We start from the raw sequence: 20,882 nt of genomic DNA, 5'->3' as shown, positions 1-20,882 counted from the left end.
GGGTTTCGGCAGTTTGTGTGAATCATGGGGCCCAAAGACCGCAGTCAACGCCGGAGAGCGCGAGTACTGTCACCGATAAGTGCCTTCAAACCGAGAATCTCCGATTCGAGAAGATCTCATGACCGACATCCGGATCGGTACCGAAGCTCAGGCCGTCGATCGCAGCAGTGACGCAGCCACCGCCGACGCCGCTGTGGCCGATCGCGGCCCGGCCCGGTTCGCCGAGGTGGACGCAATGGTCGACACGGCGAGTGCCGCGGCCAAGGCGTTTCGCGAACTCGATCAGCAGCAGGTCGATGCGATCGTCGAGGCGATGGCCCGCGCCGGGATCAGGGCGGCGGCCGAGCTGGCGCAGGTGGCCATCGAGGAGACCGGTTTCGGCGTGTTCGAGGACAAGGTCGTCAAGAACTATGTCGCCACCGAGTTCCTCTACGACTATCTGCGCGACAAGAAGTCCGTGGGCGTGATCGAGGAGGACGTCGAGCGCAGCATCGTTCGCATCGCCGATCCGATCGGAGTGGTGTTGGCCGTCACCCCGGTTACCAATCCGACATCCACCGTGCTATACAAGGCGATCGTCGCCGCCAAGACGCGCAACGCGATCCTCTTCCGGCCCTCGCCCGTCGCCGTGCGGTCGTGTGAACGCACTGTCGAGATCCTTCGGCGAGCCGGCGAAGCGGTGGGTTTACCCGCAGGTGCGCTGCAGGTGATTCCCGACGCCGCCCACGAGGTGACCCACTATCTGTTCAAGCATCCGGGGGTCGACTTCATCTGGGTGACCGGTGGCCAGAAGATCGTCGCCCTGGCCAACGCGGCCGGAAAGCCCGTGCTGGGTGTCGGTCCCGGCAACGCACCCATCTACCTGCATCGAACGGCCGACATCAGGGCCGCCGTCGTCGACATTTTGATCTCGAAGACCTTCGACGCATCGGTGATCTGCCCCGCCGAGCAGACCTGCATCATCGACGACGCGATCTACGACGCCACCGTCGCCGAATTCGAGCGGATGGGCGCGCACCTGCTCACCGAGGAACAGTCCGATGCCATCGCGGAATTCGCGTTCGGCTGCGGCGACACGGCCAACCTCGAGGCTCTCGGCCGCCAGGCGCCCGACCTGGCCGCCCGCGCCGGATTCGGCGTGGACCCGTCGGTCAAGATTCTCCTCGCGCCGCTGCCGGCCGACCTCGACCAACTTGACGCACATCCGCTGGTGCGCGAGAAGCTGATGCCGGTTCTCGGGCTCGTGCGTGCCCGCGACGTCCAGCACGCCATCGATGCCGCGGTCCTCGTCACCGAACACGGCGGCCTCGGGCACACCTCGGCGATCTACGCCAACGACAAGGCTGTCGTCGACGCCTACAGCCTGGCCGTGCGCACCGGGCGGATCCTGGTCAACGCGCCCACCGCGGTCGGGGCACTCGGCGGGATCTACAACAACCTCACCCCGACCTTCTCCCTCGGCTGTGGTACGTGGGGCGGTTCGAGCACCACCGAGAACGTCAACTACGTACAGTTGCTCAACATCAAGACGGTCTCGCATCGGCGCAGCCCGCCCCAGTGGTTCCGGGTTCCGTCGAACACGTTCTTCAATGCGGGGGCGCTCGAGAACCTGCGGGATCTCGACTGCGACAGCGTCGTCATCATCACCGACGCGCTGAGCGACGAGCGCGGCGTGGTGGATGAATTCCGCGGCAAACTGCGCGCCCGGCACATCAAGGTTTTCAGCGAGGTCGAGCCGGAGCCGGGCGAGGCCACCATCCGGCGCGGCGTCGAATTGCTCGAGACATACCAGCCCGACCTGCTCATCGCCGTAGGCGGCGGATCGGTGATCGACGCGGCCAAGGCGATCCGCCTGTTCTACGAGCACCCCGAGAAGGATCTGTCGGAACTCACTTTGCCGTTCCTCGATCCGCGCAAGCGCATGGCCGACTACCCCCAGGATCCGCACAGGGTGCGGCTGGTGGCGGTGCCGACCACCGCGGGCACCGGATCGGAGGTCTCGCCCGCGGCGGTGCTGACCTTGGAAGACCGTAAGGAAACATTGGTCGACTATTCGCTGGCGCCCGATATGGCGATCGTGGACCCGCTGCTCACCGTCTCCATGCCGCGGACCCTGACCGCCGACACCGGTATCGACGCCCTCACCCACGCCCTCGAGGCCCTGGCCTCGGTCTTCGCCTCGCCCTATACCGATGCCTTCTGTGTGCAGGCGGCGCGGCTGATCTTCGAGGCGCTTCCCCGAGCCTGCGACGATCCCCGGGATCTGCCCGCCCGCACCGATATGGCCAATGCCGCCACGCTGGCCGGCCTGGCCTTTTCCAATGCCTTCGTCGGCACCAACCATGCTCTGGCCCACGCTGTCGGCGCCCGGTTCGGCATCGCCCACGGCCGTGCGAACGGTGTCTTCCTGCCGCACACCCTGCGCTACAACGCCGCACTGCCGACGAAGTTCATGCCCGCTCCCGGCTACTCGGCCTATGTGGCCCCCGAGAAGTACGCCGAACTCGGGCGGATCGTCTTCGGCGGGCACGAACCCGGAGAGAGCCGCCGCCGGCTCTTCCAGGGTGTGCAAGATCTGCTCGACCGGCTCGAGATGCCGCGCACACTTCGCGAGATCGGGATTCCTGAGGACGAATTCCTTACGGCCCTACCGGAATTGGCGATGACCGCATTCCAGGACCTGAGTAATCGCACCAATCCGCGGATGCCGCTGATCAGCGAGATCACCACTCTGCTTCGACTCGGTTACTACGGGGACGGTGACCATGCCGACCGATAGCGCCACCAGGACCGTGCGGGTCCAGGCCCCGCTGGCGACCGTGCTCGCGACGATCCGCGACCTGAACAGCCAGCCGGAATGGATCCCCGAGATCCGCCAGGCAGAGGTACTGGAGGTCGACGAGGGGACCGGATTGCCGGTGACCGCCCGGTTCACGGCATCCGCGCCGGTCGGCACCGACAGCTATACCCTCAAGTTCCGCCACCGTGATGACGGCATGAGTTGGTCGATGGTGCAGGGGCGGTTGCAGACCGGTCAGGAAGGCCGCTATCAGCTCGACGAAATCACTCCGGACACCACCTCCGTCACCTATCAGCTGACCATTCATCACAACCTGCCGCTGCCCGGCTTCATCCGCAGCAGGGTCATCAAGGGATTGGTGGACAGCACGCTGACCGGTTTGCGGCAGAGGGTCGAATCCTGACCGGTTCCGGTGGCCGGGTCGCGATGGACCCGGAGGACAGTTCGACCCCGTGAGGGCCAGTGCCGTGAGCGTGGAACGTGGTCATGTACGGATGCTGTCCTCAGCGCGGAGGCGGGTCGGCGCGGAGCTCATCAGCTATCGCTACAGGACCATCGCCAGGCCGGGGCGTGATGCGCGGCGGCGGGCCTTACTCCGCGGGCTGGGTGTGCCCGATGCCTCGCCAGCCCAGTGGGAGTTGGACGCGGCCTGCGCGGATATCACCGATGAGGTGTGCGTAGCCGTCGCGGACTTCACCGAGGTGGACCCACGCCGAGTGCCGAAGCTCTTCGCAGTCGCTGTGCAGGACCGTCCACCATGCTTCGGCGTAGGTTTTCGCCACGTGGCTGATCACTTCGCCGAAGGTGTGGGTGTGGCGGCGGGCGCACCGGCTGTGGCGCACGGTGGACGCGGCCCAAGAGTTGATCTTGTCGATGACCTTCGCGATATCGGCGCACAGCGCCGCTTCGGTGACCTCCGGCGCGTTCCGCCGGGGATTCAGAACGGCCGAAATCAGCGCGGCATGCAGGTCGCCGAGTTCTCTGGCCCAGGCGATCAGCGGAAACGGCTCGGTGAGCCGCCCGGCGATCGCTGCCAGGAGTTGATCCGGCGACAACAGGGACGCCGCATCCGTCGCCTCATCCCCGTAGGCCGCTACACCCGCATTCATGGGTGGCCACACGTGGGGCTGCCGGAGACGCCGGTCATGCGATGTGTTCGGGGGCTCGTCGCTCAATGACGGCCTCGGCGGAATAGGCGTACTGATACATGGGCGGTAAGTCAACTTTTCGCGATGAATGGTTGATGTAGAGAACGCGCCGCTGCGACTCGCGGCATATGCTAATACTGACTGCGTACTCAGTCAACGACGGGTCGAGCAGTCGATCGGGAGCTCAGGGGTGTCCGATAATTTGGACGAGGAGGGGTGGGATCAATGAATGGACGTGCGGAGGGACCGGGCAAGTCGGGCGCGATTCTCGATATTTTCACGCGCCACGTCGCCGAGAAAGGCTATGACGGAACGAGTTTCAGCGATGTGGCACGCGAGCTCGGTATCTCGCAGGGCTTGATCGTGCACCATTACGGCACGAAGGCGCGCCTGCTGGAAGCTCTGCATGTTTCCTATATGCGGCGCCGTGTCGATGAGGCGGAGCGAATTGTGTCGACCTTCGCCACTCCGCCGGAGCAGCTGGCCGGGCTGTTGCACGCGGCCATGCTGTATCAGGTGCACGACCGGAATCGGACCGTCGCATTCCAGCGGGAGGTCGCACGACTCGGGCAGGAGCAGGAGGATTCCGAGGGGCGCAAGCTGCGCCGGTATTACATCGGAATCCTGCGCGGCGTGCTCGAGGCGGGCATCGCCTCCGGTGACTTCCATCCCGTCGATACCAGCATCCGCAGTCTGCTGATTTTCGGTGCCGCGCAATGGGCGTGGACGTGGTTCGAGCCGGGCGGCCGCAGCTCCGCCGAGCAGGTCGGTTCGGAACTGGTGGATCTCACGCTCGGATCGCTGTTGGAGAACAAGGCGTCGTTGCCGCGCCTGCGCGATCCCGAAGGTGAAATCGTCGCGACGGTCATCGACATCATCTCCGCTCCCCCGGCCCTCCCCCTCGCTCACCCTGATGCGTCACGGTGACGTATAGGGGTGAGCTGGCTGGATGGTGGAATTCCTTGCCTCCAGGGCGAATTGGGCGATTTCGGGCTGGGGTGGCGTGGGCCGCCGGCGGTCGCCGGGATCGGCGGCGCCTCTGCGGTGATCGCTCGGACTGCGCGACGCGCTGTGGGTCCCACTGAGCGCGACGGCGGCCGCTAATCGTCCGTTGGTCGGGGCTACTGTCCAGCTAGCTCGATGGTCCAGATCACTTTCGAGTAAGTGTGGCAGTGAAACTGACGTATCTGCTGTGGGGTCATCCCGACCAGCCGCTACGTCTACTCCCTGCGCTGACCGATCGCCGGTGCAGCGCTGACGAACTCGACGCATCGACCCGGATGGCGAGAACGCTGCAGCGGGTTGTTCACGACAGCTCGTGACGGTCGAGCAGGACGCCGGGGTTGAGGATCCATGCCGGGTCGAGGGCGTGTTTGGTGGCGCGCAGGGCGGTGGCGAACGGGCCGGGTCGTTGCCGGTCGTACCAGGGCCGGTGGTCGCGCCCGACGGCGTGATGGTGGGTGATGGTGCCGGCGTTGGCGGAAATGGCTTCGGAGACAGCGGCTTTGATGTCATCCCACTGTTCGACGGTGCTCCCCCACCGGCCGGCGGCATACACCCCGAAGTAGGGTGCGGGCCCGTCGGGATAGACGTGGGTGAACCGGCAGGTCAGTACCCCGGTGACGCCGGTCGAGCCGAACGCGTCGGTGGCCGCGGTCTCGACGGCGGCGCGCAGCTGCTCGAATCGGTCCCAGGTGCAGGCGGTTTCGAAGGTTTCGGTGATCATCGACTGGGCGGCGAGCGCGTCACGCTGGTAGGGCATGCGCAGGAACGACGACCGCCACGTCTCGGAGGGGTCGTCCTGCGCGGCGGCGCGCTCGTCCTCACGGGTGCGGCCACCGAACCCGGCGCAGATCTCGAGAGCGCGGCGCAGGGGGTCCTCGACGGGATGGTCGGCCGATTCGAAGCCGAGGACCAGTACGCCACCGGCGGTCGCCACCCCGGCGTTGAGGAATGCCTCGGCGGGATCGAGCAGCCGGCAGTTCGCGGGATGGAGCCCGGACTGGGCCAGGGTGCGGGTGGCGTCCACGGCGGCCCGGTAGTCGTCGAACAGCACCGACGCCTTGGCCCGCCACCGGGGCCGATCCTGCAGCCGCATCCACGCTTCGGTGATGACACCCAGGGTCCCCTCCGAGCCGAGGAACAGGCGGTCGGGCGAGGGGCCCGCGCCGGAACCGGGCAGCCGCCGCGATTCGCCGACCCCGACCGGGGTGACGACGCGCATCGACTCGAGCAAGTCGTCGATGTGGGTGTAGAGGGTCGCGTAGTGTCCGCCGGCGCGCGTGGCCAGCCAGCCACCGAGAGTGGAGAACTCGAACGACTGCGGGAAGTGCCGCAGGGTCAGGTCGTGCGGGCGCAGCGCGGATTCGAGTGCGGGCCCGAGGATTCCGGCCTGGATGCGCGCCGCACGGCTGGTCCGGTCGATCTCGAGGACCTGGTCGAGACCGGTCAGGTCGAGGGCGACCGTGCCGGGATAGTCGGCGCAGTCGCGGGGCTCGACACCGCCGACCACCGACGTGCCGCCACCGAAGGGGATCACCGCGAACCCCGCGCCGGTACACCAGTCCAGGACGTCGACGACATCCTGTTCGGTGCGCGGCCGCACGACGACGTCGGGGACCTCGCCGATGCGGCCCAGCAGGTTGCGCACGATATCGCGGAAGGCCTGGCCGTGCCCGTGCAGCACCCGGTCGGCGGTGTCGTAGGAGGCGAGGCCGTCCAGCGCGTGCGGGGCGCGAACGCGGGGCTGCGGGATTGCGAGCGTGTCGAGCTCTGGCGGCCGATGGATGCTGAGGTCGGCCTCGGGCATCAGGGCCGCAATCCGCTGGGTGAGTGCGGTGCGTTCGGCGCCGGTGACGGCGTCCTCGACGGTTCCCCAGCCCCACCACGATCTGGTTGCCATGGCCCTATCCTCCACTCGCCCAGTTAATGACTGATAGGTAAATTACTACTCCGTCAATAATGGGGCGGCAAGGGTCAACAGCACCGGCATCGCTGCGCGCGGACCCGATTCGAGTCAGGCGAACGCGGCGGCCAACCGGCGGGTACGCGCCGCCATCTCCGCCGCCGGCACCCGCGGATGACGCTGCCACCAGCGGATCACCGCCGAGACCGCACCGATCCACACCTCGGTGAACGCCGCCAGATCCACCGGATCGGTGATCTCCCGCGCCGCCATGAACGCCGACATGCCCCGCGCGGCCTGCCCCTCGAGCCGCGCCCGGGCGGCATTCGCGGCCCGAGCGGCAGGGCCCTCGGCGGGATGACTGCGATCCTGCAGCACATTCCAGTCGTGCGGACGCTGCTCGAGCACACCGAAGATCGCCAGCAGCGTCCGCTCGGCCATGCCCACATCCGCGGACCCCGACAACACCGGCTCGATCGCCCCGGCCACCGCCCGCGCGGCCCGGTCCACACACGCCACATAGAGCCCGTCCTTGGTGTCGAAACATGTGTGCACCAACGACTTCGACACTCCCGCCTGTTTGGCGACGGCCGCCATCGACAGGCCCGCGTAACCCGCGCGCGCGATCTGTGCGGCCGCGGCATCGAGGATCTGCTCCTCGCGTTCGGCGCGCGGCACATTCCTGCTGCCCGCGGTGCGTGCCATGTCAGCCCTTCCCGGATGCGACGGTCACGACAGTGCCGTGATGAAGCGGCGGCTGCGCGCGATCATCGCCTCGGCCGATTGCTCGGGGTGGCGGATCCACCACGACACCAGCGCCGTGACCGCCCCCATCCAGATGTCGGTGAACACCGCCAGATCCTGCGGATCGTCCACCCCGCGCGCCCGCATCACCGCGCTCGCCCCGTATGAGGCCTGCGCGGCGATCCGCCGTCGCGCCGCCCGCGCGGCGTCGGCGGCGGGACCCTCGGCGGGATGACTGCGGTCGAACACCACACTCCAGTAGTACGGGCGCTGCTCGAGGACCCCGAAGATCGCCGCGAGGGTGTTCGCCGCCATCTCCAGCTCGGCCGGACCGGCGATGACGGCATCGACCGCGTCGCCGATCGCCGCGGCGGCCCGCTCCACACACGCCGCATACAGCTGATCCTTGGTGCCGAAGTAGGTGTACACCAACGGTTTCGACACCCCGGCCCGCTCGGCGACCTCACCGGGATTCAACCCCGCGTACCCGACCGCGGCGATGCGTTCGGCGGCGATCTCCAAGATCTGGTTCTCGCGCTCTGCGCGCGGCACACCCTTGGTTCCCGCCGTACTCATTCCACCGTCCTCGCTCACCGGCCCTGTCACCAGCAAACCTACCCAACCGGCGACCACCACCCGGGCACCGTCCGCACGCGCCGGAATCGCACCACCTCGACGTCGTGTTCGCGGGCGATGCGGCGCAGGCGTTCGGCGGATTCGCGGCCGAGGCGGCGGCCTCGTTGCGGGCGCGCAGTTCGGCCCGGTCGAGGTTGCGCGTCAGGTCCCCGGTCCGAGAGGGTCCGGGCCGGATGCGCAAGGATGGAAACTGTTGCCGCGCCGCAGGATCGGGTGGTCGTGCGCACATCCGGAACGGGCGCCGGACGAGGCGGCACTGCGGTCCCACTCGTGCGGCCCGGGCATGAGCGAGCCCCCTGCGGAGGAATTCCGAGGGGGCTCGCGCAGGATCGGGTCAGCGGATGGTGCCGACACCCGGGATCAACGGCAGATCCAGTGCCGTGACCCAGCCCGGCGGCAGGGCGTTGACCGCGGGCACGGCGTTGAGAGCGCGCATGCCGGTGGCCAGGCAGCCCGCGACCGCGGGGGTGCGGCCGGAGCCGTCGGTGAAACGGAACGAGGTTTCCTGCGAGATCGAGGGGCTGCCGACGATATCGACGCGATAGACGTCGTCCTTGGTGCCCGCGGGCCAGTCGGGGGCGGCGTCGAGGCCGATGCGGTTGACGTGCTCGAGGGTGATGACCTCACGCCCGCGGTACACGCCGTTGATGGTGAAGCGGATCGCGGCGACCGTGCCCGCCTTCAGGATGCCCTTGGCCGAGGGCCGGTCCTCGGGCGTCACCCACTTGTCCCAGGTGGTGGTGATGGCGTCGAGTTCGATCCCGGCCGCGGTGGCGATCATGGGAACCGTTGCGCCCCAAGCCATCACGAGCATGTCGGGGTGTTCGAGCAGGGCGGTGAACTCCGGCGGATGCCCGATGCCCATCTCGAACTCGTAGTCACCCTCGTAGTCGGTGTAGTCGAGCAGCTCCGAGGCCCGTACCGATTCGACCTCACCGCACAACCCCATCAACGTCAGGGGGAACAGGTCGTTGGCGAAACCCGGGTCGATGCCGGTGGTGAAGCACGACGCGCCACCGGCCCGGCACGCCTCGGTGATCGGGTCGCGCCACAACGCGGGCACCTTGTCCATGTGCGGCCACACCCACGGGGTCATCGCGGTCGAGCACACGTCGATGCCCGCCCGCAGGAACGACCCGATCACGCGCATGTTCTCCTCGGCGAACGCCGCCGTCGGCCCGTAGTGCACCACCGCGTCGGGGCGCAGCGCGATCAGCTCCTCGACCGAATCGGTCGCCAGTACACCGGTTTTCGCGGCCCCGCACAGATCGCCGGCGTCCTTGCCGACCTTGTCCGGATTGCTGACCCCCACCCCGACCAGCTCGAAACGCGGGTGGCGCAGGATCTCGGCCAGCACCATGGACCCGACCACGCCGGTACCCCACAGCACGATGCGTTTGCTCACGGCTTCTGCTGTGCTCATCGGTGGAACTCCCCACAGTCGACGGTGAGCATCTGGCCGGTGACCGCGGTGGCGAGATCACTGGCCAGGAACAGGGCCGCGCGGGCGACCTCCTCGGGCCCGGCCAGCCGGCCCAGATCGGTGGGTTCGGCCTTCTGCCGGTAGATCTCCTCGTGAGTGACCCCGGCCTGGCTCGCCAGCCAGTCGAAATAGGCCTTGTTGATGTCCTCGTACACATACGACGGCGCCACCGAGTTGACGCGGATCCCGCGCGGCCCGAGTTCGGTGGCCAGCGACGACGCCAGATGCGCCAGTGCGCCCTTGGACAGCTTGTACCCGGAGTACTCCGGCTGCGAACTGTAGGACACGCACGAGTTCAACATGATGATCGACCCGCGCGTGCGTTCGAGCGCGTCGGCGAACAGGGCCGAAAGTCGCAGCGGCGCGAACACATTGGTCTCGTTGACGGTGCGCAGCGCCTCCACCTCGATCTGGGTGATCGGGTACATCGGCGGGATGGCGAAGGCGTTGTTGATCACGCAGTCCACCCGGCCCAGCTCTGCGAGGGTGGTCTGCACGAGCGCCGCGCGCTGGGATTCGTCGGTGATGTCGGTCTTCGCGACGACGGCGGTGCGGCCCAGGGCGCGGACCTCGTCGGCGTATTCGTTCAGGCGTTTCTCGGTGCGTCCGGCCAGTACCAGATCCGCGCCCATACGGGCGGCTTCGATGGTGAGCGAATGACCCAGACCCGGTCCGACACCGGAGACCACGATGACCTTGCCGGCCAGCAGCGGCACCGGCGCATAGGTGTCGGCGGGGGTGAGTTGCGGGGCAGCTGACACGACTCCTCCTCGAGTCCTCAGCGGTTACAGAATGTAACGACTTTGATGTGACAGACTGTAACGACTCCTGTTCGCAGCGACAAGGACGGATTTCGTGACCACACGCCACCGGCTGGGCCCGCACCGCGACCCCGCGGTGGACGCCGCGGTCCTCGACGCCGCCCGCGCGCTGCTCGTCGAACAGGGCTACGCCGCCACCTCCATCGACGCCATCGCCGCCCGCGCCGGCGTCAGCCGCCCCGCCATCTACCGGCGCTGGCCCTCCAAGGCCCACCTCATCGCCCAGGCCGTGTTCCCCGACGTCGGCTCCGCGGTCGTCGCACCCGATCTCCCGGCCGAGGTGCGCAAGGTCATCCGCGGCACCATCCAGCTGTTCGGGTCCGCCGAAACCCGCACGGCCATGCCCGGATTGATGGCCGAGATGCGCGAGGACTCCGGCCTGTACGAGAAACTGTCCGCCCGCCTGGACACCCCCACCCGCGACGAACTCGCCGGCTACCTGCCCGGCACCGGCGACCGCCCCGGCCTGGACCCGAACACCGTGCTCGACACCATCGCCGGCGCGGCCCTGTTCGCCATGTGCATCCGCGATATCGACGACCTCGACGGCTTCGCCGCCTCCCTCGAAGACCTGCTGCTCTACGGCATCCTCGGCACCCGCCCGCCCGCCGAATAAGCCTGCGCCGCTTCACATTGCGGCGAGCCCGACCCCGAGCATCAGCGCCGGCGAGTCGAACAGCAGCGAACTCGCCGACTGCCTGCCCGGCGACGACGACCCACCCCGGCCTGGACCCGAACACCGTGCGAACGGCCTTCCCGCATTCGGGCCCGCGACACCCACCTCGCGCCTTACCGTCTGAGAAGGCTTCGATGGTGAGTGGATCGAGAACAGTGATGAGCGAACCGAATACGTCCCCCGCCGCGTTCCAGGCGACCGCCGCGATCGACCCCGACGCGATCGCGGTCCGCTCGATCGGCGGCACCCGGACACTGACCTGGCGTGACTACGCCACCCAGGTGCGGGAGGTCGCGGCGGGCCTGGCCGCACTGGGAATCGGGCGCGGGGACACCGTGGCGTTCATGATGGCCAACCGCGTCGAGTTCTACCCCCTCGAGGTCGGCGCCCAGCACACCGGCGCCACCTCGTTCTCGGTGTACAACACGCTCTCGGCCGAACAACTGCACTACGTGTTCAGCAACGCCGGCAACCGGATCGTGCTGTGCGAAGCCCAATACGTGGACCGCATCCGCGCCTGCGGAGTGCCCATCGAGACCATCGTGTGCGTCGACGCGCCAACCCCCGGCACGCTCACCGTCGCGCAGCTCATCCAGCTGGGCCGCAGCGACTTCGACTTCGACGCCACCTGGCAGGCCATCGGCCCCGACGACATCGTCACCCTCTGCTACACCTCCGGCACCACCGGAAACCCCAAGGGCGTGGAGATCTCCCACGCCAACCTCAGCTTCGAATGCCGCGCCTACGCCTCGGTCATGCCCGTCGAATTCGGTGACCGCATCACCTCGTTCCTGCCGACCGCGCACATGGCCGACCGCGTCACCAACCTCTACCTGCACCAATACTTCGGCACCCAGATCACCGTGGTCCCCGACCGCACCCAGCTGCCCGCCGCGCTCGCCGACGTGCACCCCACCATCTGGGGTGCGGTGCCACGGGTGTGGGAGAAACTCAAAGCGGCCGTGGAATATTCGGCCGGCGCCGAAACCGACCCCGCCCGCAGGGCCGCCCTCGGCTGGGCGCTCGAGGTCGCCGCCCGCAAGGCCGCCGCCCAGCTGGCCGGAGTGCCCCTCGACGACGCCCTCGCCGCCGAATGGGATAGAGCCGACGCCGCGGTGTTGTCGGCGCTGCGCGCGAAACTTGGCCTGGACCAACTCAAATGGGCTCTGTCAGGAGCCGCGCCGATCCCGCCGGAAACCCTCGGATTCTTCTTCGGCCTGGGCATCCCCATCTCCGAAGTGTGGGGCATGTCGGAACTGACCTGCATCGTCAGCGTCTCCCCACCCGGCGAAGCCCGCCTGGGCACAGTCGGGCGGCTGCTGCCCGGCCTCGAATCCAAGATCGCCGACGACGGCGAATTCCTCGTGCGCGGGCCGCTGGTCATGCGCGAATACCGCAAGGAGCCACAGAAAACCGCCGACGCCCTCGACGCGGACGGCTGGCTGGCCACCGGCGACATCATCACCTGCGACGCCGACGGCTACCTGCGCGTCGTCGACCGCAAGAAAGAACTCATCATCAACTCCGCCGGAAAGAACATGTCCCCGGCCAATATCGAGAACACCGTCAAAGCCGCCACCCCGCTCATCGGCGCCCTGGCCACCATCGGCGACAACCGCCCCTACAACACCGCCCTCATCGTCCTCGACGCCGAATCCGCCGCACCCTACGCCGCCCAGCACGCCCTGCCCGACGCCTCCGCTGCCGCCCTCGCCACCGACAAGGGCGTCATCGCCGAGATCGCGCGCGGCGTCGCGGCCGGCAACGCGAAACTCTCACGCGTCGAACAGATCAAACGCTTCACCATCCTGCCCACCTTCTGGGAACCCGGCGGCGACGAGATCACCCTCACCATGAAACTGCGCCGCAAACCCATCGCCGAGAAATACGCCGCCGACATCGAGCGCATGTACCAGCCCGACCTCGCCGACCGCGTCCACGAACCCGACACCACCGCCTGACCCGCGCCACCGGATTCGCCGGTCCCGCACCGGCATTCGATGCGGCCGACGACATCCCCGACGCCACCGGCGAACCCGGCCCGGCGCCGGCGACCCGCTCGAGCTCGCCGCCGAATCGGCCGCGCGTGCCGCCGCCGACGCGGAACTGTGCACGCTGCTGCTCGCCGAGCGATTCGACGGACCCGCCCAGCGGCACACCCAAACCCGTCGTCCCACCCTCGGGGGCGCGATCCACCACGCCCCGGCCCAGCCGGAGAAAGAGCAACTCCCACGCACGACAGCCGAAGCCGCCGACCACCGGGCCGCACCACTCCGGCCCCCACCCCGATACCGGTTGCCCCACGAAACCCTTTGCGCGACAACAGGCCGACCCCACCGCGCCTGCCCGAACCGAGACCCCGCACCCGCAGCATGCCTCCCGGACCTGGCAGACCACGGTCAGCGTGGTCGCGCTCGTGGGCATGAGCTTCGGATTCGCGTGCGCGCTGATCGGGCTCGGCGTGCTCGCCGGACAGGCCACCGTGGCCAGCGTGGTCGTGATCGCCGGGATCGTGGCCTGCGTGATCCCCGGCCGCGAGGGCAGCCTCGGCCGGCGGATCGTGGGCCGTGCTGGTCGCGCTGCTCGACGGGCGGGCGGGGAACCGCCCCTTCATAACAGAGCATCTGCTCTGTTATGGTCGGTGCATGCCCCGCCCCCGCACCCACGACCCCGATCTCGTGCTCGACGCCGCCGAGGCGCTGGCCGTGCGATCCGGGCCCGCCGCGGTCACCATCCGCGCGGTCGCCGCCGCCACCGGGGTCTCCAACGGGGCGCTCTACCACACCTTCGGGTCACGGGCAGAACTGGTGGGGCGCACCTGGATCCGGGCCGCCCACCGATTCCTCGCACTTCAGGCCGCACTCGTCGCCGACGCCGGAGACGGGGTCGAAGCCGTCATCGCCGCCGCCGAAGCACCCGCCGAATTCGCTGCCCGCCACCCCCTGTCGACGCAGCTGTTCTTCAAAGTGCGGCGCACCGACCTGCTCGGCGACGACCTGCCCGAACCGGTGCGCGCCGAACTCGCCGCCACCCAGCGAACCCTCGTCGAACTGATGAAAACCCTCGCCCGCCGACTGTGGGACCGCGCCGACACCCACGCCGTGGACACCCTCACCATCTGCCTGGTCGACCTGCCGACAGCGATCCTGCTCGAACGCGACCGCCTCGCCAATCCCACTGCCCGGCAACAACTGCGGGCCGCCGTGCGCGCGGTACTCGATATCGGGCCCGCGCCCGCCTGAACCGGCAACCTCCTGAGGAAGGACACCCCATGCCCACACTCACCTACCACGACAAGATCGCCGTCCTCGACCTCGGCGACGACGAGAACCGCTTCTCACCCGAATTCCTCGACCAGACCGGCCGGCACCTCGACACCGTCCTCGCCGACGGCGCCCACGCCCTGGTCACCACCGCCTCCGGCAAGTTCTACTCCAACGGCCTGGACCTGGACTGGCTCTCGAACCACGGCGACCGCGCCGAATGGTATGTGGCACAGGTACAAGCACTACTGGCACGCATGCTCACCTTCCCGCTGCCCACCGCCGCCGCCCTGCCCGGACACGCCTTCGGCGCCGGCGCCATGCTCGCCATCGCCCACGACTACCGGGTCATGCGCGCCGACCGCGGCTATTTCTGCTTCCCCGAAGCCGACATCCGCATCCCCTTCACCCGCGGCATGGCCGCACTCATCCAAGCCAAACTCACCCCCAAGACCGCCATCGCGTCCATGACCACCGGCACCCGCTTCGGCGGCACCGACGCCCTGGCCCGCGACCTCGTCGACGCCACCGCCGACGCCGACGCGGTCACCGCCACCGCGATCGGCATGCTCACCCCGCTCGGGGTCAAGGATCAAGCCACCCTCGGCGCCATCAAGGCCACCATGTTCTCCGACGCCGTCGCCGCCCTGCACAATGCCTGAACCGGCTCACCGAGCGCGGCCGGCCGCGAACACCGCCCACCGCACCCGGTTGCCGTACCCGGTCTTGTCCATCAGAAGCATCAGGTGCTTCCTCGCCGTCGTCAACCCGGATGCAGGCGCGCGGCGATCTCGGCGTTAGTGAAACCTCACCCACCAGTGCCGGAACATCCACCTCCTGGGGTGTGAGATCGTCTGCGGGAGAACCGTTTTCGGTGGGGGTGGCGACGGCGCGGCGAATCAGGCGGCGCAGCGGCGGCGGGCAGAACAACAACTGGCCGTCCACCGCCCGCCGGATCGCCTCCAGCAACCGGTCCGGATGTCCTCGATCAGATATCCGCTCGCGCCCGCCAACGCCGGACACAGATGCTTGTCATCATCGAAGGTGGTCAGCACCAGTATCTTCGGCGCGGACCGGCCCGCCAGGATCTGCCGCGTCGCCTCCACCCCGTCCATGCCCGGCATCCGCAGATCCATCGGCACCAGATCCGGCGACACCTCCGCCGCCACCCGCACCGCCGCCACCCCATCCTGGCAGCGGTCGCGGCGTCGTCAGCCGGCGTTCGTGCCTGCCGCCCGCAGATGCGGTAACAGCAACTCCGCCACGGCGTCCGGGCGTTCCGCCTGCAGGAAATGCCCACAATCGGGCAGCTGCGCGTGCCGCACTTGTGCATGCTCTGCCAGGACGCGCTGCAAATCCGGCGACATGCAGCCATCGCGTCGCCCCGCCAGCGCCAGCGTCGGCAGCGGCGCGGGCTCGGCCATCAGGATCTCGCTGAACTCACGAGTCGCCCTGCGCTGCACCGTGAACAACGACCGGTAATACCGTGTGGTCGCCCACGCCATCGTCGGATCGGTGAAAACGGCCGCGGTGGGCGCGAACTCGTCCTCGCTGAACTCCCACCCCGGCGACCAGCGCCGCCACAACGCCCGCACGAACCCCGCATCCCGCCGCGTCAGCAGCCGCGGCGACAACCTCGACTGCATCACCGGGATATACGACGACAACACCATCTGCCGCGGCAGGTATCGCCACATCCCCGCCGCCACCCCGCCCCCGAACGGCGGGATCGCCAGCAGCGTCAGCGACTCCCACCGCCCCGGATCCTGCTTGGCCAGAACCATCGCCACGAACGCACCCCAGTCGTGCCCCACCAGATGCGCCCGCGGCGCACCCAGCTCCGCATGCCAGGCCGCCACATCCGCACTCACCGCCATCAGGTCGTAGCGCGCCGCCCGTGACGCCGATCCCGGCGTGTACCCGCGCAACCACGGCGCCAGCACCTGATACCCGGCCTCCACCAGACGCGGGATCAGCCCGTCCCACGTATGCGGCGTATCCGGAAACCCGTGCAACAACACCACCAGCGGCGCGTCCTCCGGACCGACACGACGGGCCGACAACTCCAGACCGTCGCGGCACAACGTCAGCGTCCGCGTATCAGGACCATCGATCGGCATGCCCATACTCCCTCGCAGAACCGGCCGCGCACTCGCATACGACCGGACGTGACTGTCGAATTTCTCTACCCATGAACCGCATTCACCGCACCGGCCCGCTCACGGCACCGAGCAGGCGGGTTCGGCGGTCACACCACCGAACCCGGCCGACCGCGCTCAGCGGCCCTGCCACACCGGCGGACGCTTCTCGACGAACGCGCGCATGCCCTCGCCCGCGTCCTGCGACGAGAGCGCCGCGGCGGCGACCTGACCCTGTTTGGCGAACGCCTCGCCCACCGACCAGTCCGGGGCCTGCTCGATGATCTGCTTGCTGGCATCGATGCTCAACGGGGCGTTCACCGCGATCCGCTCGGCCAGCGCCAGCGCCGCCTCCAGCGCCTGGCCAGGCTCGGCGACCGCATTGATCAGGCCGATCTCGGCGGCCCGGGCCGCGGTGATCGGGTCACCGGTCAGCGCCAGCTCCATGGCGAGAGCGCGCGGGATGCGCTGGGATAGGCGCAGCACGCCACCGCCGACGGCGACCAGGCCGCGCTTGACCTCCGGGATGCCGAAGATCGAATCACTGGCCGCGACAATCAGATCCGCGGTCAGCGCCAGCTCGCAGCCACCGGCCAGCGCCGGGCCCTCCACGGCCGCGATGAGCGGCTTGCGCGGCGGCTCGGAGACGATGCCGAGGATGCCGCGCTTCTCGGTGATGGGCATCTCGCCGCGCGAGGCCGCCTTGAGATCCATACCGGCACTGAAATACCCACCCGCGCCGGTGAGAATGGCGATGCGCGCGTTGGCGTCGGCCTCGTAGGCGTCGATCGCCCGCTCCAGGCCCAGCGCGGCGGCCAGATTGATCGCATTGCGGGCATGAGGCCGATTGATCGTGATGATCATGACGTGGCCGCGGCGCTCGATGAGCACCGGCGCGGGCGGCGGAGGCGGCAGCTCGACCCGGGCCAGACCCGCCGTGCTCAGCCCCGCAGCCACCGGCGACGCCGCAGCAGCCGCAGCGGGCGCACCGGTGTCGGCCGCCTCCGATTGCGCCGCGCCGGCCTCGGCGGTCGCCGGGTCGGTACCGGATTCGCCTGTACCGGAGTCGGATTCGGTGACCTGTGCGCGTACCGGGCGGATCGTGTCGCCGTCCACGGTGACCGGCAGGTGCAGCCAGTCGTCCTCGGTGAGGGCGCGCAGCAGCGCGGAATCGGTGGAGCGCACCAGCACTCGCTCGCCCTGGGGAGTCAGCACGCTCATGATCGCCGCCTCCGGCCGGCCGTCGCGACCGTAGGGCAGCGTGTAGGCCTCCACCACCGCCTCCCCGCTGTATCCGGTGCGGGCCGGGCGGGCCGGAGGATGCTCGATGACCGGGGTCAGATGCCGGTAGGGCTGCCGGGGCGGGGTCGCCGAGTACACCCCGAGAGCGTGCTTGGTCAGATACCAGCCCAGAGACGTTGCCAGACCGAAGGATTCCGGTTCGGCGCGCAACCGCTGCACCAGGGTCGCCACCGCGTGACCGCCATAGTTGTTGCCCGGCCCGCCACCGAAGGTCAGGCCACCGGTCACCGACAACGGCCGCTTCGGATCCTCGGTCGGCAGACCCAGCTCACGGGCCGCGATCTGCACCGCCACCGGGAAGCACGCGTACAGATCGACATGGGTCAGCGCGTCGGCGGTGATACCCGCATGCTCGAACACCGCCGCACCCAGCGCGCGGATCGCGGGCGAGGCCGCCAATTCGGTGCGCTCACTGACGAACCACTCGTCGGTGCCCGAGGCGCCCGCGTGCAGGAACACCCACTTCTCCTGCGGGATGCCCGCCGCCTCCGCGGCCGCCGCACTGGTCACGATGATGCCCGAGGCCATGTCCACGGTCAGATTCGCGCACTCGAGCTTGGTGTAGGGCGCCGAGATCATGCGGTTGGACTCGGTCACCGCCGCGATCTCCGTGGCCGGGAACTCCTGCGGCTGCCAGGCATTCGGATTGGCCGCCGCCACCGCCGAGAACCGCGACCACAACTCGGCCACCGCCGCCGCGTGCTCGGCCGGGGTGCGACCCAGCCGGCCCCGGTTGGCCGACTCCAGCAGCGCGTACATATTGATCGGCGCCTGCAGCCCGGCCGCCGACTCGGCCGCATTGTTGGCCGCCTTGTCGATCCCCACCGTCCGCGTCGGCGCCACCGCCGGATCCTGCACCGGCCAATCCAATTCGACCCCGGCGCGCTGCGCCGCGGCCTGCGTGGCCCCGGCCTCCGCGCCGGTCACCAGCACCACGTCGTAGTCGCCGGCCGCGATCGCCGCGGCCGCCTCGTTGAGCAGCAGCTGCCCGCCGTCACCGCCGAACGGGCTCGACTGCACCGTCTGTGCCGCGCCCGCCCCTACCGCGCGCGCCACCAGCGCACCCAGATCCCGGTACTGCCACGACGTCGGCGCCACCGCGAACACCGCATCCGCCCGCGCCAGCAACGCTTCCCCCGCACCCGTGTCGGCGGCCGCCGCACGCAATGCCCGCACCGCCAGTTGCGCGGGATCGCCGAAGGACGGGTCCGGGGTGCGCTGCACCACCTGCCCGACACCCACCAGTACCGGCGTCCCCGGCGCCAGCAGCGTCCCCGACGCCCGGTGCCGCACCGCCTTGTGCGCGGCCCGCCCCGTCGAGTCCGACTTGGCCGCCGCCACCGCCGCGGGCAGCGCCGCCAGGGAATCACGCAGCGCGTCCCCGAGCGCCCGCGCCACCGTGGCGCCCAGAGGCCCGTCGATCGGCTGCCCCGACAGACCGGCATCGATGTACACCCTCGACCCGGACCCGTTGGGCGCCACCGTGATCCACAACCCCAGACCCAAACCCTGCGGCCCGTGCCCGCGCATCGCCAGCCCGCTGTCGCCGACCTCGCTCACCGTCCACGCCACATCCGCCGGGATCCCCATGAACTTGGCCACCTGCGTGTACTCCACACCCACCGCCGCGGCCCCCGGCGCCTCCCCGAGCCAGCCCGCATGGAACACCACCCACTCCGGAAGTCGTTGCAGCTGCGCCAGATACGCCAGCGTCGCCGCCGGGCCGGTCCCGAGATCCTGATGAGCGTGCGCGGTGCGCGTGTAGTCGGCCAGCCCCGCCGGCACCGCGTGCTCGACCGGGACCGCCGTCGCCTCGGAGGCGGTCGCGCCGTGACCGGTCAACCCGGCGATCAGCTCCCGGGCGATGCGCGGATCCCGGCGCACGCTGTCGACCAGCCGCCCACCCGCCCGCAACTGTTTGCGCACCGACGCACCCCGCTCGAGTCCCCGCCCGACCACCGCGCGCAAACGTTCGAAACCCGGCACCGCGCTCACGGCCCCACCTCCTCGCTGAGGGTCCATTCCATCCGGCCCTCACGGTATCGGCCGCCGACCGGCCACGGGAAGGGCGATGCCGACTTCGCACCCCCACCAACGCATTCGCCGCGACCCCTTCCACCCACCATTGCGTAAGCGTAAACTTACGGTTCGTGGGTACTTACCAAAGCGCCGCTCTCGACGCCCTCGGTGACCCGACCCGGCGAGCCATCTTCGAACGCCTCGGCCGGGGCCCGTGCGCGGTCGGCGAACTCGCCCAGGAGCTTCCCGTCTCCCGCCCCGCCGTCTCCCAGCACCTCAAAGTGCTCAAACAGGCGGGACTGGTCCGCGACGAAGCCATCGGCACCCGGCGCGTCTACCGGCTCGACCCCCGTGGCATCGACGCGCTACGCGCGTACTTCACCCACTTCTGGTCGACAGCGCTGTCGGCCTTCCGCGACGAAGTCAACCGCCAAGCCCAGCTCAACGACACCCAGGAGCAGCCATGACCCCGCAGCCCGACCCCCATGCGGTCACCGTCGAATTCACCGTCGACGCCCCCATCGACCACGCCTACCGCGTCTTCACCACCGGCATGGACAGCTGGTGGCCGCGCGAACACCACATCGGCTCGGGCCCGCTGGCCGAAGCCGTCGTCGAACCCCACCTCGGCGGCCGGCTCTACGGCCGCGAAGCCGACGGCACCGAATGCCCCTGGGGCCGGGTGCTGGTGTGGAACCCCGACACCCACTTCGCCTTCTCCTGGGACATCGACCTGAGCTGGAAACCCGAATCCGACCCGGCCCGCACCAGCCGCGTCGATGTCACCTTCACCGCCCTCGACGCCGGCCACACCACCGTCACCCTCGTGCACTCCGGCTTCGAAAACCACGGCCCCGGATGGGAATCCATGCGCGAGGCCGTCGGCTCCCCGGGCGGCTGGCCCGCCCTGCGCGACAACTACGCCACGGTCGTCGCCGCCTGAACCA

Annotated in this window: 18 protein-coding genes; 9 read left to right on the top strand and 9 right to left on the bottom strand. The window is 69.2% G+C overall.

Annotated elements, in window-relative coordinates; all coding sequences use genetic code 11:
- The first annotated feature begins 118 nt into the window (after positions 1–118).
- Together adhE and ON33_RS10640 are read left to right on the top strand one after the other, a co-directional pair.
- A complete protein-coding gene (gene adhE, locus ON33_RS10645; protein ID WP_040857858.1) occupies positions 119–2,779 on the top strand; it encodes a bifunctional acetaldehyde-CoA/alcohol dehydrogenase in 2,661 nt (886 codons plus the stop codon).
- Entirely contained in the window at positions 2,766–3,203 is a 438-nt protein-coding gene (locus ON33_RS10640) for an SRPBCC family protein (protein ID WP_040858131.1), read from the top strand. The genes adhE and ON33_RS10640 overlap by 14 nt, the downstream gene beginning before the upstream one ends.
- Before the next feature lie 187 nt (positions 3,204–3,390).
- Here the strand turns inward: ON33_RS10640 and ON33_RS38125 are convergent, their stop codons facing one another.
- Positions 3,391–3,909 (bottom strand): hypothetical protein, encoded by a 519-nt coding sequence (locus ON33_RS38125; protein WP_051151876.1) that lies wholly within the window; start codon positions 3,907–3,909, stop codon positions 3,391–3,393.
- A 264-nt stretch (positions 3,910–4,173) separates the two neighbouring features.
- Between ON33_RS38125 and ON33_RS10630 the strand changes: the two genes are divergently transcribed.
- Complete coding sequence (locus tag ON33_RS10630) at positions 4,174–4,875, top strand: TetR/AcrR family transcriptional regulator (protein WP_051151875.1); 702 nt, start codon at positions 4,174–4,176, stop codon at positions 4,873–4,875.
- Between the two features lie 379 nt (positions 4,876–5,254).
- On the opposite strand, the gene ON33_RS10625 is transcribed toward ON33_RS10630, so the two are convergent.
- The 5 genes from ON33_RS10625 to ON33_RS10605 form a co-directional block, all read right to left on the bottom strand.
- A complete protein-coding gene (locus ON33_RS10625) occupies positions 5,255–6,850 on the bottom strand; it encodes an FAD-binding oxidoreductase (protein ID WP_040857856.1) in 1,596 nt (531 codons plus the stop codon).
- 114 nt (positions 6,851–6,964) lie between these two features.
- Complete coding sequence (locus ON33_RS10620) at positions 6,965–7,558, bottom strand: TetR/AcrR family transcriptional regulator (RefSeq protein WP_040857855.1); 594 nt, start codon at positions 7,556–7,558, stop codon at positions 6,965–6,967.
- 24 nt (positions 7,559–7,582) lie between these two features.
- Positions 7,583–8,173 carry a TetR/AcrR family transcriptional regulator gene (locus tag ON33_RS10615; RefSeq protein WP_040857853.1) on the bottom strand — a complete coding sequence of 197 codons (591 nt, stop codon included), beginning with the start codon at positions 8,171–8,173 and terminating at the stop codon, positions 7,583–7,585.
- 394 nt (positions 8,174–8,567) lie between these two features.
- Positions 8,568–9,656: an NAD(P)H-dependent amine dehydrogenase family protein gene (locus ON33_RS10610; RefSeq protein WP_040857851.1), complete on the bottom strand. Its 1,089-nt coding sequence runs from the start codon at positions 9,654–9,656 to the stop codon at positions 8,568–8,570.
- Positions 9,653–10,477, bottom strand: coding sequence for an SDR family oxidoreductase (locus tag ON33_RS10605; protein ID WP_245550467.1), 825 nt, complete (start codon positions 10,475–10,477; stop codon positions 9,653–9,655). Before ON33_RS10605 ends, ON33_RS10610 begins: the two co-directional genes overlap by 4 nt.
- Before the next feature lie 94 nt (positions 10,478–10,571).
- On the opposite strand from ON33_RS10605, the gene ON33_RS10600 reads away from it, so the two are divergent.
- The 4 genes from ON33_RS10600 (at position 10,572) to ON33_RS10585 (ending at position 15,138) form a co-directional block, all read left to right on the top strand.
- Entirely contained in the window at positions 10,572–11,153 is a 582-nt protein-coding gene (locus ON33_RS10600; protein WP_040857849.1) for a TetR/AcrR family transcriptional regulator, read from the top strand.
- 218 nt (positions 11,154–11,371) lie between these two features.
- Positions 11,372–13,174 carry a fatty acid--CoA ligase FadD11 gene (fadD11, locus tag ON33_RS10595; RefSeq protein WP_040857847.1) on the top strand — a complete coding sequence of 601 codons (1,803 nt, stop codon included), beginning with the start codon at positions 11,372–11,374 and terminating at the stop codon, positions 13,172–13,174.
- Positions 13,175–13,858: 684 nt separating this feature from the next.
- Positions 13,859–14,455 carry a TetR/AcrR family transcriptional regulator gene (locus ON33_RS10590; RefSeq protein WP_040857845.1) on the top strand — a complete coding sequence of 199 codons (597 nt, stop codon included), beginning with the start codon at positions 13,859–13,861 and terminating at the stop codon, positions 14,453–14,455.
- Positions 14,456–14,484: 29 nt separating this feature from the next.
- The gene (locus ON33_RS10585; RefSeq protein ID WP_040857843.1) at positions 14,485–15,138 is read left to right on the top strand and encodes an enoyl-CoA hydratase-related protein; all 654 of its coding nucleotides are present in this window, start codon (positions 14,485–14,487) and stop codon (positions 15,136–15,138) included.
- A gap of 237 nt (positions 15,139–15,375) precedes the next feature.
- Here the strand turns inward: ON33_RS10585 and ON33_RS42710 are convergent, their stop codons facing one another.
- The 3 genes from ON33_RS42710 to ON33_RS38115 all read right to left on the bottom strand — a co-directional run bounded on the left by ON33_RS42710 (position 15,376) and on the right by ON33_RS38115 (position 19,911).
- Positions 15,376–15,660, bottom strand: coding sequence for a response regulator (locus ON33_RS42710; protein WP_051151874.1), 285 nt, complete (start codon positions 15,658–15,660; stop codon positions 15,376–15,378).
- Between the two features lie 27 nt (positions 15,661–15,687).
- A complete protein-coding gene (locus tag ON33_RS10575) occupies positions 15,688–16,602 on the bottom strand; it encodes an alpha/beta fold hydrolase (RefSeq protein ID WP_218001397.1) in 915 nt (304 codons plus the stop codon).
- 150 nt (positions 16,603–16,752) lie between these two features.
- The gene (locus tag ON33_RS38115) at positions 16,753–19,911 is read right to left on the bottom strand and encodes a crotonase/enoyl-CoA hydratase family protein (RefSeq protein WP_306307513.1); all 3,159 of its coding nucleotides are present in this window, start codon (positions 19,909–19,911) and stop codon (positions 16,753–16,755) included.
- Between the two features lie 155 nt (positions 19,912–20,066).
- Between ON33_RS38115 and ON33_RS10565 the strand changes: the two genes are divergently transcribed.
- Together ON33_RS10565 and ON33_RS10560 are read left to right on the top strand one after the other, a co-directional pair.
- Positions 20,067–20,402 carry an ArsR/SmtB family transcription factor gene (locus tag ON33_RS10565; protein WP_040857841.1) on the top strand — a complete coding sequence of 112 codons (336 nt, stop codon included), beginning with the start codon at positions 20,067–20,069 and terminating at the stop codon, positions 20,400–20,402.
- Positions 20,399–20,878: an SRPBCC family protein gene (locus ON33_RS10560; protein ID WP_040857839.1), complete on the top strand. Its 480-nt coding sequence runs from the start codon at positions 20,399–20,401 to the stop codon at positions 20,876–20,878. The genes ON33_RS10565 and ON33_RS10560 overlap by 4 nt, the downstream gene beginning before the upstream one ends.
- Positions 20,879–20,882: the final 4 nt, after the last annotated feature.

The organism is Nocardia niigatensis NBRC 100131 (assembly GCF_000308655.1).
GTDB lineage: Bacteria > Actinomycetota > Actinomycetes > Mycobacteriales > Mycobacteriaceae > Nocardia > Nocardia niigatensis.
Note: the sequence above shows the minus strand (reverse complement) of the source record. Positions and strands in the feature narration are given on the sequence as shown.

Bases quoted from the DNA above. Each gene is read 5' to 3' on its own strand.
- adhE (WP_040857858.1), top strand. From the start codon at position 119: ATGACCGACATCCGGATCGGTACCGAAGCTCAGGCCGTCGATCGCAGC.
- ON33_RS10640 (WP_040858131.1), top strand. From the start codon at position 2,766: ATGCCGACCGATAGCGCCACCAGGACCGTGCGGGTCCAGGCCCCGCTG.
- ON33_RS38125 (WP_051151876.1), bottom strand. From the start codon at position 3,909: ATGAATGCGGGTGTAGCGGCCTACGGGGATGAGGCGACGGATGCGGCG.
- ON33_RS10630 (WP_051151875.1), top strand. From the start codon at position 4,174: ATGAATGGACGTGCGGAGGGACCGGGCAAGTCGGGCGCGATTCTCGAT.
- ON33_RS10625 (WP_040857856.1), bottom strand. From the start codon at position 6,850: ATGGCAACCAGATCGTGGTGGGGCTGGGGAACCGTCGAGGACGCCGTC.
- ON33_RS10620 (WP_040857855.1), bottom strand. From the start codon at position 7,558: ATGGCACGCACCGCGGGCAGCAGGAATGTGCCGCGCGCCGAACGCGAG.
- ON33_RS10615 (WP_040857853.1), bottom strand. From the start codon at position 8,173: ATGAGTACGGCGGGAACCAAGGGTGTGCCGCGCGCAGAGCGCGAGAAC.
- ON33_RS10610 (WP_040857851.1), bottom strand. From the start codon at position 9,656: ATGAGCACAGCAGAAGCCGTGAGCAAACGCATCGTGCTGTGGGGTACC.
- fadD11 (WP_040857847.1), top strand. From the start codon at position 11,372: ATGAGCGAACCGAATACGTCCCCCGCCGCGTTCCAGGCGACCGCCGCG.
- ON33_RS10590 (WP_040857845.1), top strand. From the start codon at position 13,859: ATGCCCCGCCCCCGCACCCACGACCCCGATCTCGTGCTCGACGCCGCC.
- ON33_RS10585 (WP_040857843.1), top strand. From the start codon at position 14,485: ATGCCCACACTCACCTACCACGACAAGATCGCCGTCCTCGACCTCGGC.
- ON33_RS10575 (WP_218001397.1), bottom strand. From the start codon at position 16,602: ATGGGCATGCCGATCGATGGTCCTGATACGCGGACGCTGACGTTGTGC.
- ON33_RS10560 (WP_040857839.1), top strand. From the start codon at position 20,399: ATGACCCCGCAGCCCGACCCCCATGCGGTCACCGTCGAATTCACCGTC.